The sequence below is a fragment of the Pseudomonas sp. XS1P51 genome (assembly GCF_054897845.1).
Genome location: NZ_CM142707.1, coordinates 804,781 through 821,459, shown reverse-complemented (window position 1 = coordinate 821,459; position 16,679 = coordinate 804,781). Strand labels below are relative to the sequence as shown.

Sequence of the window (16,679 nt, the reverse complement as noted above, 5' to 3'; positions counted from 1 at the left end):
CGCGGAAAAAATATGCAACTGCAGCGTCACGCTCAAAAAACTTGAGGCTATGTGCTATGAAATATAGTCATCACCAAATTGATAACAACTCGGCCCGAAAATGGGTCGAAACTTCTATTTCGAAACTGCCATTGTTTTGCCTGCTGCTGTTCTTCAGCATTTCTTCTTCCAAATCTCTTGTCAATGCAGTTAGGGAAAACGCAGTGCAGTCCTCCGACTCGAAGGATTGGAATTGTTGCTCTGACTGGTTAACATTGGAGGTAAAGCTAGAAGAATTGATATGCAGAACTGCAACATCTTCAGGTAAGTCATCAGCAACCCGCCGAGAATATTCGACTAATTTCGGTTCAGCTAAAACGTATAACCAAGCTTGATTATCCAAGTCACCGGTACGGCGGAGGATTCTACCTAATACCTGACGGTAGTGCAGTTCGGTTCGGATGCGGCTTAGGTAGCAACATACCTGTAGCCTTGGGATGTCCGTACCCTCGCTGATCATTCCCACTGCCACAATCCATCGCCCTTGCCCCACTCGAAACTCGTTGATGAGTTGCTGAGCCCCCGGAGTTTTCGTAGTGACCACACTACAGCTTTCACCGCGGCTGATTAACTTTGAGGCAATCTGTTGCGCGTGGTTAGTATTTGTAGCAACTATCAGTCCACCAGCGGAGGGATTCAACAACCGCACGCTATCGAGCTTTTGGCAACCAAGTTCGATTACCTGCTCGAGGATTTCATCCTGGTGCAGCACGTCTTCGAAAGAAACAGGCGAACTTGACAGTAAATGAGCAATGTCTTGATACATTGACACCTGCACCCCTTTCTCAAACTGCTCGGTGAGCTTCAGGCAGCGGTTATCAACGACAGTAATCCGCGGCGAGCGACAGACCCTGTCGCTGATGGCTTCACGAAGGCCGTAGCGGTAGTCGCAGATCAGTCGCCCCTCCGGGGAAGAGTAGCGAGCAAGTGCAATGGCTTTGTCATCCGAGCGCCAAGGAGTCCCGGACAGTGCAAGAGTATACGCCGCTCGATCCTGAATTTTTTGAACAATGGTCTGCCCCCATGCATTACTCAACAAAGGATCCTGCCCAGCACAATGGTGAATCTCGTCAAATACGGCGAATACTCGGAAGTAATCGAACAATTCCCAGAAGGAGTCGCCCCGGAACTCCATACCCTGATAGGTAGAAACGTCACCAATGGCACCTACGAATCCATCCATGCGTCTATGCAGAATTCGAGCAAAGGTTGCTCGAAGCCCCTCAACAACTTGGCACGATGGGGCAAAACACAGAACGAGATCGACCTTATTCGCGACGATCAGTTGGCGTGCAATCTCACCTGCCATCCAGGTTTTGCCCGCACCTGGAGTAGCTTGACAGAAGAAATGGGGAAAAGATTCATAGTGCTCTACTGCCTTCTCAACGCACTCAGCTTGCCAAGCTCGCATCACACCCGTCATTCAGCCCCCAGCGTTTTGAGGGTTTTTTCTATGGCTCGGAGATGGCCGAGCAAGCGAGAGCTACGATCGCGTGCCTCGATGTAGTCGCCTTCAACCTTAGATTTGAGCTGCGGCAGTTCTTCTAGGAGCTGCTTGTAGCATTCCGCTTCGCCCATCGAAGAAAGGAAGTCGAGGCGGACTTCCTTCACCATTGCCTGGAGCTGAGTGGTGGTGGAATCTCCGGTGGCGTCCGTAGACGAAGTCATTTCTTGCCCAGTTAGAAGTGGTAGATCGAATGCTTCACTTGAGGGGCGGTATCCTTCCTCAGTGAGACGAAGGGTGACCGAAGGAGGCTGCGCGAGCAATTGGTAGACCTGATCACGACTTTTCCGCTCAGGAACTTGCGTCACCCATCCGACCTTCTGAAGACGAAGTATCTGCCTGAAAACGTATCGACGGAGATCCGACATGTACGCACCGGGTACCGCGAAGGCCTGAGCGTACGCATCGCGCAGACCTCTCGGTGTGAATCGATCGAACCTACCGCTTTGGAAAAGCTCGAAGATGCGCCTGTCGAGTGCGAATGAAGCCGATTTCATGCAGGCACCTGAGGTTCGCCATCAAACAATAATTGCGGATTATAATCCGTCGCCGATTGCGCCGCAAACGCAGATAGTCCCGCCTCATGTACACCGAGGCGGATATGCAACAACTGGCGAAGACCCTGGGTCACCGGATCCGGGAGCAGAGACTTGCGTCGGGTCTATCCCAAGACGCGCTAGCGTTTGCATGTCAGATGGACCGTAGCTACGTTGGCCGCATTGAGCGGGGCGAAGTGAACCTGACAGTGGAAAAGCTTTACCGAATCGCCCATCACCTCGATTGCCAACCGGAGTCGCTCCTTCCTCCTCTTTGACTGACGGGTTCTGCGCCACTGGTCAGTGTTAGCAAAGAGGCAATCCACACTCCATTAGGCAGTCCAGTCGGTTCGACGATACCCAGAAAAAGCAGCCATTTTCCGTTGGGGGTATCACTGATAATTTCACTAATTGAATGGAGAGTTATCGCTAGTTTTCCTTTCACAAAACTGCTTCAGTGCAGCGTCAGTCTGGATCAGCCCTTTTTCATCCCTACCCGCCGTCGCATCTCTGCCGTGATTGTCTGCCGGGTTTTATTCATATCCGCCCAAGGCTCATCGCCCACCTCGACCAGGCGCTCATGCACATTATGAATGTTCCACTGGTTGCCGCCCTTGAGCTCCTCCACCTCTTCACGAAAAATCGGCACCGACACCGGCAGCCCTTCGCGGGTGCGCGCGGCGTAGGCGCAGATGGTGGTCGCGCCCAAGCCGTTGCGCAGGTAATCGATGAAAATCCGCCCCACCCGGTTCTTCGGCCCCGATACCGCGGAAAAACGCTCCGGGAGCATCTTGGCCATGTGGGTGACTATGGCGTGGCTGAAGTCCTTGACCTCATCCCAGCCGAGCTTGCGGGTCAGCGGCACCACCAGGTGGATGCCCTTGCCGCCGCTGGTCTTGAAAAACGCCTTGAGCCCCAACTCATCCAGCACTGTCAGCGTCAATTGCGTCGCCTCAACCATGCGCTTCCACGGCAGGGCCGGGTCAGGGTCGAGGTCGAGGACAAACCGATCGGGCTTGTCGAGGTGGTCGGAGGTGGCGTTCCAGGTGTGCAGTTCCACGGTACTCATCTGCACCGCGCCGACCAGCGCTTCGGCACTGTTGATGACCATCATCGACTGGCCCGTGAGTTGCTGGTCCAGGGTGACAATGCCGGGAATGGCTAGGCGCTCGGCGTTCTTCTGGAAGAACAGCTCGCCGGCAATGCCGTCCGGGGCCCGAACCAGTGCCACCGGGCGATCCTTGAGCTGCGGCAGGATCCACTCGGCGACGCTGGCGTAATACTCCGCCAGTTGCATTTTGGTGGTGCCACTCGTGGCGTCGATGACCCGGTCCGGGTGAGTGATGCGCACCTTGCCCTGATCCAGCCCGAGTTGCGACGGCGAAGGGTCAGCTTTCTTTTGCGTGAGGGATGACTTGGTGGAGGCGTGTTTTTTCGCGGGGGCAGTTTTCACGGCAGTCGGACGCTCCTCAGTGATGTCTTTGGCGGGTTTGTCGTCACGCAGGCCATGAAACACCGCATGGCGCACCGAACCGTCCTTGGTCATCTCGGCAAAGGCCACTTCCGCCAGCAGGCTGGGTTTGAGCCAGTGCACGGCCTTGAACTCGGCTCCGCTGGGCGGGTTGACCACGGCGGGTTTCTTCGTCTTCAGGGGCTTGAGTCGTTGATGAATGCTGTTGAGGGTCGCCTCGGTAAACCCGGTGCCGACCTTGCCGGCGTAGCGTAACTCGCCGCTGTCGCGGTCATGCAGCCCCAGAAGCAACGCACCGAAGGCATTGCGTGAGCCCTGGGGATCGGTGAAGCCGACGATGACGAATTCCTGTCGATGCTTGCACTTGAGTTTGATCCAGTCACTGCTGCGCCGGGAGACATAGGGCGAACCGAGGCGTTTGCCGATCAGGCCTTCCATCTGCATTTGGCAGGCACTGTTGAGCAAGGCCTCCGGGTCTTCGCTGAAGGCCTCGGAGAAGCGCAGCAGAGGGTCTTTGTCGGCCTTGAGCACCGTCGAGAGCGCAGCCCGGCGTTCCTCGACTGGCACCTCGCGCAGGTCCACGCCATTGAGGTAGGGCATATCGAACAGGTAGTAGAGAATATTCCCGCTGCGGCCGGCCTCGAAGGCGTTTTGCAGGGCCTGAAAGTCCGGCACGCCCTGCTCGTCGGCCACCACAATTTCACCGTCAAGCCAGGCCGATTCCAGGCCCAGGGACACCAGCGCCTTGGCTTGGCTGGGCAACTTGTGGGTCCAGTCATGGCCGTTTCTTGTAAAGAGCCGAACCTTTCCATTTTCTATCCTAGCGAGCATCCTAAAACCATCAAATTTGCACTCATAGCTCCATTGACCGGCCGGGGCCTTTTCCACCAGGGTCGCTAGTTCCGGTTTAATCTGGTCTGGCAACTCGGCCTTGCGCGCGCCGGTGAGTGGCGCGGACTGTTCTTTGCGTACTGGCGTTGCGAGCTGCTTGATGGCCTTGGCTTTGGCTGTCCTGGGTACTTTGGGTGCCTTGGCTGCTTTGGCGACGATAGTCCGTTCGCTGAGCACGCTGTCGGGCTCGGCGGCAACTACGTCGTAAACGTCTTCAGGCCGAGCGGCACCGTCCTGATGCTTGATCAGGAACCACTGCTCCTGCTTGCCTGGCATGTGCGTGCGAACCAGGTTCCACAGGCCGCCGAGCTTCTCACCTTGAAGTTCGAACTTGAGCCGGCCTTTGGCATAGGCCTCGACCGGGTCGTCCTGGGGAATCCACACACCACGGTCCCAGACGATGACATCGCCCGCACCGTAGTGGCCTTCGGGGATGCTGCCTTCGAAGGTGGCGTAATCCAGCGGATGGTCTTCGACATGCACCGCCAGACGCTTGACCTTAGGGTCCAGCGACGGACCTTTGGGTACCGCCCAGCTCTTGAGCGCACCATCTAACTCCAAGCGGAAGTCGTAATGCAGGCGCGAAGCATCGTGCTTCTGGATGCAGAACTGCAAGGCGTGTGCTCTACCCTTACGTTTGCCTTTCGCAGATTTGGCGACGCCAACAGGTTCTGGGCTCTCTTCGAAGTTACGCATACTGTTGTATTTTTCGAGTTGCTTTTCCATGGTGCCCTCCCCAAAGTGCAGACAACATCGACCTGCTGTTGTCTTGAGACATCGAATAGGTGTGAGAAGGTTCACTTAGTGCGCCGCGCTGGCCGAAATCTGCTGAGTTGATGGCACTGCAGGCCCGATTACCTCTCCGTAGTGCCCCTCCGGAATGGTCCCCTCAACGTCGAATACCCATATTTAGCAAGCAAGCCGTTCAACTTCGTTTCGAATTCAAGTTCTGTTTAAAGCCAGCGTCACATTTCAAGGCTTCGAGAGCTTGCAGCTGCTCGGCCTAATCAGCTAATACCACCATCAACCCTCACAAGACTGCCAGTGACAAAGCTACTGAATGGGCTCGCTAAATAAAGCGCAGCCGTAACAACCTCGTTAGGTTGGCAGGGCCTCCCCAAGGCATTGTCGAATTTTTCACGTGCCTCGACAGGCCAAGCCTTAGCCACATCCGTCAAGAACGGTCCTGCCGACAACGTGTTGAACCTAACCTTCGGTCCATATTCTTTGGCCATGGATTCAGTCATTGCATTCAGCGCCGCCTTGGCTCCGCAATAAGGCACTACTGCCGGCCGCGGCCGCAGTGCCCCAGTGCTGCTGACGTTAATAACGACACCGCCATCTCCCTTGGCCATACGAGACGCCACCAGTGAGCTCAAACGGAATGGCCCCTTGAAATTGACCTCCAGCACTTTGTCGAACAAGGCTTCACCTGTTTCATGGGAGGCTGGCGCCAGGGGAGACATTCCTGCATTGTTGACCAAGATGTCGATACGACCGAACTCGGCATATACGGTCTCGACCAACGTTTCAATTTCGGCCCACTTCCCCATGTGACAAGAAAAGGACAATGCTCACTACGAAAGTCGCCATCGATTAACCGAAAATTCCGGCCGTATGCCTTGCGCCGTAAGGCGTCTAGGTTGGTTTAGACCAAAACAAAATTTGATTCAGAACGAGGAAGGAACCTATGCCTTTTAGTGACTACTGGAAAGGCCCCGCCCACCGGCAACGGGCGGATGATTTGGAAGGCCAGCTGACAAGTCTCCAAACGCAATACGCGCAGTTGCAAGCGCTTACTACAAAGATCGGCGCCATGGACGTCATAGAAGTTCGGAGGCTGATCGAGCTTGAGAAGGAGAAGCTTGCTACTGTCCGCCAAGAAACTCAGCGCGCTGAACGGGAGGTAGCCACGCTCGCGCAACGTTCCTCTGATTTGCAGGGGCAGATACTCGTGTGGGAAGAGACGTTGCTCCTAGAAAGCTTTGCGCTCTATGAACCCAAGTTCAAGCTCATCACCAGCCAAGAATACAAGGCCCGACTGGACAGTGTCCGCGACCGCCAGAAAACGATGATTAAGGGTGGTGACGCAGCGACCGGGAACATGGACTGGACGGTCAACGACAGCAAGGCCCAAGGTCGCAAACTCGTGAACGACATGATCAAACTGGTGATCCGTTCGTTCAACAACGAAGCCGATGCCTGTGTGGACAACGTAAAATTCGACAACGTCGAACTGGGTGAGAAACGAATTCTAAAATCGTTCGAAACCTGCAACCGTCTTGGCAAGATTATGAGCGTTGAGATATCACGCACTTACCTCAGTCTCAAGCTCGATGAACTACACCTCGCTCATGAGTTTCAGATCAAGAAGCAAGAGGAAAAGGAAGAGGCTAAGCGCGCCCGGGAGGAGCTGCGGGAACAGCAGAAACTTGAACAAGAAATTCGCGCAGCCCGAGAGAAGATCGCCAAGGAGCGCAAACACTTCACCACTGCCATGTTTGACCTCCAGGCTCGCTTGGACAAAGTAGAATCTGAAGAAGAGCGTGCTGCCCTGCTGGTGAAGCTGGCCGAGGTTGAAGCGGGTCGAGCCGAGCTGGAGAGCGAAGAAAAGCTCATTGACTATCGCGAACAGAATGCCAAAGCCGGATATGTGTATGTAATCTCCAACCTAGGGGCTTTCGGGGCAGGCATTTACAAAATCGGTATGACCCGCCGTTTGGAACCCATGGATCGGGTTGATGAACTGGGGGATGCGTCGGTGCCGTTTTGGTTTGACGTACATGCGATGGTCTTCTCGAATAACGCTCCTGCGTTGGAAGCTAGGCTTCACGAACGCTTCGCCGAAGGTCGTCTCAACAAGGTCAACGGACGCAAGGAGTTCTTCCGCGCAGACATTGCTGAGATCGAGTCGGTCATTAGAGAAAATTACGATGCTGTTGTGGAGGTCACCCACGAGGCGGCTGCAGAGCAGTATCGCGAAAGTCTGCGCATGGCATTGCCCAAACCAGCTATCCAGCAATCGGAACGGATGGCAGCACAGAGTTAAAAGTGCTGTCTGCGCATGCTTGTTGATTGGCCTCGATTTACCAGGGGCCATTCCAAAAGGATAAATGCGGAAACGTCCACAGCCAAAAGCAGACAATCGATGTCTGGTTTCGCCCGCTCCGTAGCGCATGCAAGCTTTCGCTATAGGTGGCTATAGCTAGCGTTAGAGTCTGGTGCCTGATTAAGGCATTCACTTCCGCGATAATTTTAAGCGAGCAGTTTTGTGAACCCAGTCTTCATGCTATCGCTTTCCAATAAACGAGCGTTCAAATAGATGGCTTTTGGCCGCATGGCTGATTAACATCGGGATGCCTCGCCTGCTTGCTGGTGCAGCCGCCTCACCGCACTGAACCAAGTTTGACAGACGCCAGCCATCTCTCTTCGGAGGTTGCTGTCCGGGTCGCGACCAAGATCGCCGTTAAGGCTTCGCGGTCTCCCGAAGGTAAAGAGCACCGCTCGACTGCTGCGTCAATAACCGTAACTCTGTCTGTACGTTGGGGTCACCAGACGGTTAGCAGCTTTATTTTCAGCGCGGTATTCGATGTTCAGCCGCACGACGCGCGCTTGACCGAGAAACCTAAAAAGGTACGATTTGCACCTTGGCGGGGCCTTCGGAGGACAATATGCGGTCTTGCAAAAACGTGCCAACCTGGCGCATAGCGCGAGCTTAACCGCGAGGCCCAAAAAGCTACGATTTATCGTATTTTGACGGAATCTTTGGGGGTAATCATGCGTTTATGCAAAAACGTGCCAGTTTGGCGCTCGCCGCATCACGGAGTTTCGTGACCGCATTCAGCCTCGCCTGCTTGCTGGTGCAGCCGCCTCACAGCACTGAACCAAGTTTGACAGACGCCAGCCATCTCTCTTCGGAGGTTGCTGTCCGGGTCGCGACCAAGATCGCCGTTAAGGCTTCGCGGTCTCCCGAAGGTTGAAGATCCCCTGTAGCAGTTGGGTGAGAGTTCACTGGTGTCTCCCAACAAACAAGGAGTTTTTGTGGCCTCGTCGCTTTACCGTAGGATCTACAGCGGGGATTCGTTGTATTCGGCCTGGAGAAAGGTCAAAGAAAGCGCCTTTTCTTCATCATCCGAAACTATCAGAAACGAAGCCAAGGATTTCGAGAGCCAACTCCCCAAGTCGCTTTCCGACATCCAGCGCGCGCTATCCAAGAAGACCTTTACCTTCCAAAAGCAGACCGGCGTGGCAAAAACCAAAGCCAACGGAAATCCTCGCCCGATTGTGCTTTCACCTTTACCCAACCGGATCGTCCAGCGGGCTCTACTCGACGCCTTATCCCGTATTAAGTTCGTGAAAGAAGCGCTGGCTACCCCTTCGAGCTATGGGGGCATAAAAAACAAAAGCGTCTCGATGGCGATAGCCGATGCCAAAGCAGCCATTGCCAAAGGAGCCGCCTTCCATATCAGGTCAGATATCGCCGAGTTCTTTACTAGAATTGACAAAACCCGTGTGATGACACTCGTGGCCCCTCACATCAAATGCCCAGACACAGTTGCTTTATTTCAAGCTGCGATCACCACAGAGCTTGCGAACATTGACGTGCTTCGGCTGCAGGGTCTCGATGAGATTTTCCCCATTGGGGTGGAGGGTGTAGCCCAGGGATCACCCCTGTCGCCACTCATAGCCAATTTGTACCTCCGCGATTTCGACAAAACCATCAACGATGGAGAGGTCACTTGTCTTCGGTACATCGATGACTTCCTGATCCTCGGGAAGGACATGGGCTGTGTGGACCGTGCTTTTAGCAAAGCACAGACTGAGCTCAAAAAACTCTCACTTGAAGCATACCGGCCCTTAGCAACAAGCGACAAAGCTTCAAGGGGCCTTACAGCTAAAGGATTCGATTTCTTGGGTTGCTTCGTTTCGGCAGGATTGGTCCAGCCATCTACAGCTACCAGGGAGCGATTCAAGAAACGGATAAAATCTGATTTAGACGCATCGATACGCATGATGAAATTCAGTGTCGAAGCTGGAGATATATCCCCAAAGGGGTCCTACTCTGGCGCGCTACAGAATCTCGACCGAGTAATTTTGGGTTGGGGAAAAGCCTTTTCCTTTTGCAGCAATGGCCAGTGGATAAAGAGCTTGGATGACTACATCACAAGTACATTGGCGCAGTATGAAATAGAGAAAGCAAATCTCTTTCAAAAAACAAATGGCACGGCTCAGCGTAGGATGTTGGGGGTAAGGCTGCTTGCAGCGGTCCACTCGGAGCGCCCTGAGCCAGCGCAGGGCATTTGAATGCAGAGCCTAACCTCACCGGTGACGACATCCTGGCATGAGCTTGCCTCTTTGCAGCGTGATTTGCCGCCTCAGGCCTAGGAAAAGCCGCTCATTTGTACCCCAAGCCCCGCCGTCAAACGTGGGGCAAGGTGCATAGAAGGACGCCCATTTTGCGTTCGAAAAAAACACAGGGAAACACGCAGTCAATGCACCCGACGCCCTATATTCCCCAAGACCAAGCTCCGAGCGACCTTCAGAGTATGGTGGTCGATCTCGCAAAACTCGATGCCCAACTCTATAAGTTGATTCCGGCTCCGTTGCGACAGCCGATGATTGATCTTCTGCGTCAGGTGAATTCGTTTTACAGCAATAGGATTGAAGGTAACCCGACGTTGCCGGCGGACGTGCTGCGCGCTCAACAGGAGGCAGCTGCACCAGATGCAAGTGAGGACATTTTAGAAATCAAGCGTCTCATTGATGCTCAATGCAGGCTCTCGAACGATCCGATCGACCCGGTTGCCATATGTACTAGGGCCTCGATCGCGCGCATGCACCGTGAGTTTTACAATGGCATGCCCGAAGAGCATTTGAATCTAAGGTATGAGGGCGGTGAGGTTGTTCGGCTTGTGCCTGGTGAGTTTCGCGAGCGAGAGGTAATCGTAGGGAAGCACCGGCCGCCGTCAGTAGCCGATATGCGCTCTCACATGAATTGGTTTGAAGGGGCTTACCGCCTCGACTGGATTAAAGGCGCAGTATCACCGATTCTAGCCGCCGCCGGCGCGCACCATCGGCTAATGTGGATTCACCCGTTTCTAGACGGAAATGGCCGTACCGGTCGGTTATTCACCGACCAGTACCTGCGTGCCGCCGGTCTAGGTGGATATGGGTTGTGGTCGATCAGTAGGGGCTTCGGTCGGAATGTCGATGCCTATTACGAAGCGCTCAAATCCGCCGATCGAATCCGGACTAGCGACTACGATGGTCGCGGCCCGCTCTCAGGCGGAGGTCTGTTGACTTGGACAAAGTACTTCGTAGAGACGGCTTATGATCAAGTTGTCTATTTCACCTCGATCCTCGAGCCGAAAAAGCTGCATGCTCGTGTCCTCGCTTACTTTCTCATGCGCGAATCTGAGTCTTGGGCTACCCCTACCGGTGAGACATTGCCTAAGTTGCGAATTGAAGCTCATAAGATCTACTCCGCTCTGCTTACAGAAGGCCCAAAGGAACGCAGCGAGATCATGGGCTTGACGCACTTGACCGAGTATCAGACGCGTTCCCTTCTGACTCAGATGGCGGGTGAGGGCTTGATTCACTTGGCACCGCGTCGGCCGGTCTCGATTCAAATATCGCCCGATGCAGTCCAGACGTTCTTCCCTCACCTGTTCGCAACCTCCTAGGAAAGTCATGCTCGCGAAAATCAGGCTCTGTTCAGAGCCCGATTTATGACACTGTTTGCTGACTGCAATGCCTCATTTGGCATGCTTAATCATTGGAACTATCGAGGGTAGCTATGCTGATACTCCCGTGTTTGTTCGCGATGAGTTGCAAACAGAATCGGACACCATCAAGAACCTCCCCTATGTGCGAAATTGCATCCTACTTGACCACCCGTTTGCGTTGCATGTGACCACCTATTTGCATTGGACCTGACCAGCTGTTTGCATGGGACTTGACCAGATGCTTTGAATTAAATCCTCAGAGCATGAGAGTGTTGCATTCGACCATTTTCAGATCACAGTTGGGTAATTGCACGGGCATGCCCCCGCTTGCCTTAACCTGATCAGTCATATGCTCAATGCTTGACCAACAAGATTCGTGGAGTCATTAGCAGCAGAGAACGGCCAAAAGCTGCTTGTGGTAACGGGCAGAAAACGGCCATGAGCGGACGGTGGACACAGTGATGGCAAATGGGTAGCGTCATCGATGCTGCTTTCGAATCTAGAAGGCCGTAGGGCTTGCCGTCACCCTCGTCGTGTTTCTCTCTGGGCGATGTCGCGTTTACCACGACCACCTCTAAGCTAGACAACGACTTACAGGAAGACAAGGAACGTTATCCGACACTCCATCACGACAAGAAGCCCGACATAACAGGTTGCCTAATAGTAGTTAGATCAAAAAAACAAGGAGTTAACTTTGAAAGTATTTTTAAGTTGGTCGGGGAAAAAAAGCTTGGCCGCCGCACAGCTTTTTTCGGAATGGCTGCCCTGTGTTATCCAGAAAGCACAGCCTTGGATATCTTCGAAAGATATCGACAGAGGAAGCATCTGGTTTGGTGAAATTTACTCTCAACTTGCGGAATGCAATCAGGGGGTGATTTTCGTAACAAAAGAAAACCAGGTAAAACCTTGGCTTCTATTCGAAACAGGTGCCTTATCAAAAGGGATATCCGAAAATAGAGTATGCACGTTCCTTGTTGACCTCAATGTTAGAGATATTGAAAGTAGCTCACCACTAAGCCACTTAAATCATACCAACACAACAAAAGATCAAGTCCTTGAGCTTATCAAGACAATTAACAAGCGACTTCAGGAGCAAGCAGTTTCCGAAGCCGTACTCCAGAAAACATTCGACGCAATGTGGGAAGAGTTTTCTGAAAAGCTTGAAGAAATAAAATCTGCGCCTGAGGAGATCAACACGCCAGACCGGACTGACAATGATGTCTTAAATGATATCCTAGAGAATGTTCTAAACATTCACAGAAAAGTTTCTCGCCCAATCGCAAGGGGTAGTCGATATATCGTTCCAGAAAAAGCAAGAGAGGTAATCAAAATTCTTTCAAGTTTAGATGTTGATAACGAAGTTATTTTGTCAGTGCTTTCTGGTATAACCCCATTAAATTGGGCAAAAAAGGAACTCCTAGAAACGCACAACGATAAAGAGGATAGCGATTTCGAAGAACTAATCTAACAATAGGTTCAGATCGTTCGCTGCGCTCGTTGGGACGGGCTGAAGCCCGCCCCTTAACCTGAACGCTGGGGGTCACAATAGGCACAGGAGAATAAATGGAAGGCCAGAATAGCAAACACTACCCAAAGTGTGGAGAAGCTGTAATGCCAACCAGCTGCTTTTTGCCAAGCTTGTGGGGGTAGACGGCCATGCAACATCTCCTCCGCTTTTGTAGCTTCGGAGGTCGCCGTTCAGCTTAGATATCCGACCGCGCCCGTACAGGAGTTCCGAAAGTTACGCGTTATGAACTGGGCCATCGTCGCGCTAATCTCAGTTGGTGCGGCGTTGATGCTCTTTAAATCAAAGTCCTTTACGGGCGTATTAATTGTTGCAGCATTAATGGCCTTGATAGTTGGCTCGTACCTGTTAACGGCCGTTGTGCTATCCAGAGAAACCATCTTCTTTGCCTGCATTCCAGTGGCCGCACAAAGAAGGAAACTCAAGAAAGTCACTGTCGTGTGCAATGTCACCTTGGGCGTGCTTGGCACGCTAGGCCTAATCGCGTGCATGGTTACCGGGCAAATCGCGCCAATGGTGGCAATGCTTTTTTCATGTGATTCAGCCCGTCCTAAACGTCCGGGCTCTGGTCTTGCCCGGCTAACCTAAACGTTATTAATGTCTGCAAAGCGCCGGTAACTGCCTTTCACTGAGGGCTGCTATCCGCCAAAGGTGGACGTTTGAAACAATCGGCTTCTGACTCAGAGTTGCCCATAGTAATGCTAGTCATCCGGAAAACAGTGGGCACGCGTCTATGAGATTCCTAGGAGCTTTTTTGCAATCTCATCAGTTTTCTCAACCGATATTTCTTCGACTGGTCCGAACTCAGTTCCACCGCCCTTAAGAGTCCCAGCGACATGAAAATGAACGTGGCTGATTGCTTGCCCGGCAGGCACGCCGTTGTTCTGCCATACCGCAATACCGGGTTTAGAATAGGCCAGGTCTATTAACCTGGCCGCATTCCGCACCTCAACAGCGATAGCGGCAGCTTCAGAATCTGTTAGTTCGAGAATGGACGGCACATGCCTCAGCGGCAATACGAGTAGGTGCGGGTGTCCTCTCTGCTCACGCGTCACAAAAGTGGCCGTATCTGCCGTTCGAGATAGAATCGTATACGGGCGCTCCCCTCGAAGATAGGCGCAGAACGGACATCCATCATTTTTAGGAAGATCAATACTTGATTCGTTGCTCATGATGATCGCAGTGATGACAAAAATGATTGGAGTTCAAGTCGATCAAGCTTTTTGTAGTCTTCAGGCCTGACGATGATTCGAAGCTCATCGCAAATTTTTGAGCTGCGAGATGCGAACATAAAAGAAAGAATGGTTAAGCGGATCGCATCTTGTGCGGGGACAATGCTGGAAAGCCGGGCTTGCCCACCGCCGATGACGGGCACGGAGACAGCCCCCCCATTACCCTTTTTAGAAACTTCATCCCACAGCAGAAGAAGGCTTTTCCATACTTTATCGGGCGTTGAGCGAGCCGTGTTATGGGTGTCCATTTCGCAGTAGGCAAGAAAAAATATCAACCTCGCAGATTGCTTGACAGTTGCAATAGTGCCTACTCCATACTGTAGCTGCTTCCCACTTTTATTAATGTTTCCTACCGTCGGCTTGCCATCCAAGGCGCTCGCTAGCTGCGCGTCTAACTCTTTCAGGTCGCCGCCGTACAGTCTATGTAATGCTTGCCCCTGTAAGCTTTCTTGGGAAATGATCACTGGTGTTTCAGTGTCGAAGGTGTCATTCGTACCGATAACAATGTGCTTCGTTTCATCGAGTATATTGCCCTTGACGATCGTTATCTTGGTATTGGGCACACTGTAGTCCTGGGCTATTGGCCTAGGCCATGACCAGATAAGCCCTGCTATCACAGACATAGCAACAGTCAAGACCAAGAACGGACCGCCTTGAAAAACTGTGAACGTCGGTATAGTCACGTTAAGCGTTTGTAGGACGGTCGACAGTCCTCCGAAAACTGCAAACGACATTATTAAGAAATGGCGCCAGAATCGCCAAGTCCTTAAATCCTGGAAAATTGCCACTTACAACCCCTGCTCTTTGTAGACTTCGGGTTTGTATTGATGCGGTCCTTTCTTGTCGCTAGATCCGAATGTAGTAGCATAGTTATTCAAGGCGTACATGATGATTTTTGGTTGATATGATACCGAGAGGGTGTAATATTTTTTGGTCAGCAGTGGATCGGGAATATAATTTTCGTCCACATTTCTATCTTGATCCAGGTTGACCACTAACACTGGAAGGTTGAACTCAATAATAACGTCAATTTCGTAAGCCAAGAAGGACGCACCGTCGCTCCCTTTGCACTTTCCATCTTTACTCCCCAATAGTACCACCTGTTTTGCATTTTTCATCCGCTCTCGCAGATTCCGTTTTATAGTTTCTGGCTTACTGGTGTCGCGAGCAATGAAAAGGTCATGTGCATCAAAAAAATCGAACTCTATATGTTCGCTCGCTTTCCATGCCTCCATCATACGGTACTTACCGATATCTTCACTGGCAAAAGCCACATATGTCTTGTTTCGATAGCTCATAAACTCTCCGTGTTACGCAACAGCTAATAGGGAAGCAATTTAATATCAAAATCTAAAAAACACTTCAGCTCTTGTTGATCCTGAAACGCGTCCGAGTTGTCGACAACGTTAGCCATACATTGCCGGATCAAAACCGGGTGCCTCAATATCATACCCGTACGCCTTGCATAGCTCTATCAGCCTTTCACGCTGCCCAGTGACTAGGCGGATCTCATCATGACTCCCGTAGTACAGCGCTTTTACGACCTCTAGAATAATCTCTTTTCTGCTATGCGGTTTGTCGTAGACATACAGAGGATAATAAGTATCTGGAAACTCTGCAGCTTCAAATAGGTTGAATGCCCCGCCATTGGTCGTGTTCGCAAAAAGCTCTCCACGACCTTGCAAGAAACGCCACTGAGGATTTTCGTAACACGGAGAAATCCCTCGGACTGGACATCCTTGATAAACCACATCTGCGATTTTTCGAGAAATAGAACCTGCATCTTCGGAACTTCTCAATGCGACAATTCCTGATAAGCCGGGATTCCATTCATCTATTTGCTTTTTATCAACGCCGTGCCATAGCGGAAAGAGCTTTTTGTCGTTCTCGATATGCTGTCTATGTAGCACATCCAGTTCATAACCTGTCCAGGACTTGGATATGTAGACCGGCGAAAGGACGATCAAACCATACTCCGAAGCCATTAAGCCTGCGTTTATGGAGTCAAGTAATTTGTCGCCAATTTTCAACGACAAAGGAGCGAACCAAACTTGAAGCCCTAGAAATGTCAGCGACTTGGATAACTCACTGACATAGACCTCATCCTCTGAAGCATAAGAAATGAAAAGATGATATGGCTTGATCATTGATTTAGGTTAAGTAATAAGACCGTATTCGGCGATAACGTAATAATAGAGAATTCTAGATAACTCCGCCCCACCCTCATCAAAATAATTTTAAATTCCTTATAAATCAAAGGTATACAACCTGATTAGGTGTCTCGGCCGCTTTCGGTTGACTTACGATATCCGTAATTCATCATCAGCCATTGATCCCACGGACAGCATTCAAGGTTGGCATGAATTGGTCATCTCGAAAAATGTTCCGGGAGGGCCGTTTCATAAGGTCTAGCGTATGTGCACTTTTCCAAGTGGCTAGATTCAATAGGTGCTTTGAACGGCCTCTTTTGGCCGATTGTGTTGAAAAAGTCGGTCATGGTTTCCTCAGCAGAAAAGTACGCGTCTGAGATTGAAATCTTTACTTTTGGCAGAGGCTTCCGGACTCGGATTTCACATAGCAGCGTGCAAAAAAGGCGTTTTCACTAGTCAATGAACAGGCAGTTTTGGCAGACCGACTTTTTCAACAGAATCGGCCATGACCAGTCATTGACGAACGGCAGCTTCCTGGCATCCCGACGAGATCGGAAACGGATCACCCACACGTGGCAGTGAGTACGTCGGAGCTTTCAGGTGGGC

General features: G+C 51.8%; 14 protein-coding genes. 6 read left to right on the top strand and 8 right to left on the bottom strand.

The annotated features are described in order from the left end of the window. Positions 1-70 precede the first annotated feature (70 nt). Together ACYZUD_RS03810 and ACYZUD_RS03805 are read right to left on the bottom strand one after the other, a co-directional pair. Positions 71-1,462, bottom strand: coding sequence for a DEAD/DEAH box helicase (locus ACYZUD_RS03810; protein ID WP_462022683.1), 1,392 nt, complete (start codon positions 1,460-1,462; stop codon positions 71-73). Next, entirely contained in the window at positions 1,459-2,040 is a 582-nt protein-coding gene (locus tag ACYZUD_RS03805) for a hypothetical protein (protein ID WP_462022682.1), read from the bottom strand. The genes ACYZUD_RS03810 and ACYZUD_RS03805 overlap by 4 nt, the downstream gene beginning before the upstream one ends. 104 nt (positions 2,041-2,144) lie before the next feature. On the opposite strand from ACYZUD_RS03805, the gene ACYZUD_RS03800 reads away from it, so the two are divergent. Next, the gene (locus ACYZUD_RS03800; RefSeq protein ID WP_462022681.1) at positions 2,145-2,357 is read left to right on the top strand and encodes a helix-turn-helix domain-containing protein; all 213 of its coding nucleotides are present in this window, start codon (positions 2,145-2,147) and stop codon (positions 2,355-2,357) included. A gap of 197 nt (positions 2,358-2,554) precedes the next feature. Here the strand turns inward: ACYZUD_RS03800 and ligD are convergent, their stop codons facing one another. Both ligD and ACYZUD_RS03790 read right to left on the bottom strand, forming a co-directional pair. Further along, entirely contained in the window at positions 2,555-5,167 is a 2,613-nt protein-coding gene (ligD, locus tag ACYZUD_RS03795; protein WP_462022680.1) for a DNA ligase D, read from the bottom strand. Between the two features lie 281 nt (positions 5,168-5,448). Beyond that, on the bottom strand, positions 5,449-5,994 hold the full coding sequence (locus ACYZUD_RS03790; protein ID WP_462022679.1) for an SDR family NAD(P)-dependent oxidoreductase: 546 nt from the start codon (positions 5,992-5,994) through the stop codon (positions 5,449-5,451). Positions 5,995-6,131: 137 nt separating this feature from the next. Here ACYZUD_RS03790 and ACYZUD_RS03785 point away from each other — a divergent pair, with 137 nt between their 5' ends. The 5 genes from ACYZUD_RS03785 to ACYZUD_RS03765 all read left to right on the top strand — a co-directional run bounded on the left by ACYZUD_RS03785 (position 6,132) and on the right by ACYZUD_RS03765 (position 13,279). Further along, a complete protein-coding gene (locus ACYZUD_RS03785) occupies positions 6,132-7,490 on the top strand; it encodes a DUF4041 domain-containing protein (protein WP_462022678.1) in 1,359 nt (452 codons plus the stop codon). A gap of 992 nt (positions 7,491-8,482) precedes the next feature. Further along, positions 8,483-9,745, top strand: coding sequence for a reverse transcriptase domain-containing protein (locus ACYZUD_RS03780; protein ID WP_462022677.1), 1,263 nt, complete (start codon positions 8,483-8,485; stop codon positions 9,743-9,745). 152 nt (positions 9,746-9,897) lie between these two features. Next, positions 9,898-11,124, top strand: coding sequence for a Fic family protein (locus ACYZUD_RS03775; protein ID WP_462022676.1), 1,227 nt, complete (start codon positions 9,898-9,900; stop codon positions 11,122-11,124). Between the two features lie 736 nt (positions 11,125-11,860). Continuing rightward, a complete protein-coding gene (locus ACYZUD_RS03770; RefSeq protein WP_462022675.1) occupies positions 11,861-12,634 on the top strand; it encodes a hypothetical protein in 774 nt (257 codons plus the stop codon). 282 nt (positions 12,635-12,916) lie between these two features. Next, positions 12,917-13,279: a hypothetical protein gene (locus ACYZUD_RS03765; RefSeq protein ID WP_462022674.1), complete on the top strand. Its 363-nt coding sequence runs from the start codon at positions 12,917-12,919 to the stop codon at positions 13,277-13,279. Between the two features lie 143 nt (positions 13,280-13,422). Here ACYZUD_RS03765 and ACYZUD_RS03760 read toward each other — a convergent pair whose 3' ends face one another. From ACYZUD_RS03760 to ACYZUD_RS03745, 4 genes are all read right to left on the bottom strand, one after another. Beyond that, positions 13,423-13,863: an HIT family protein gene (locus ACYZUD_RS03760; protein ID WP_462022673.1), complete on the bottom strand. Its 441-nt coding sequence runs from the start codon at positions 13,861-13,863 to the stop codon at positions 13,423-13,425. Then, the gene (locus tag ACYZUD_RS03755) at positions 13,860-14,486 is read right to left on the bottom strand and encodes a macro domain-containing protein (protein ID WP_462022672.1); all 627 of its coding nucleotides are present in this window, start codon (positions 14,484-14,486) and stop codon (positions 13,860-13,862) included. The genes ACYZUD_RS03760 and ACYZUD_RS03755 overlap by 4 nt, the downstream gene beginning before the upstream one ends. A 225-nt stretch (positions 14,487-14,711) precedes the next feature. Then, positions 14,712-15,221, bottom strand: a complete 510-nt coding sequence (locus tag ACYZUD_RS03750; protein ID WP_462022671.1) for a TIR domain-containing protein — start codon at positions 15,219-15,221, stop codon at positions 14,712-14,714. A gap of 108 nt (positions 15,222-15,329) precedes the next feature. Further along, positions 15,330-16,070 carry a toll/interleukin-1 receptor domain-containing protein gene (locus ACYZUD_RS03745; RefSeq protein WP_462022670.1) on the bottom strand — a complete coding sequence of 247 codons (741 nt, stop codon included), beginning with the start codon at positions 16,068-16,070 and terminating at the stop codon, positions 15,330-15,332. Between the last annotated feature and the right edge of the window lie 609 nt (positions 16,071-16,679).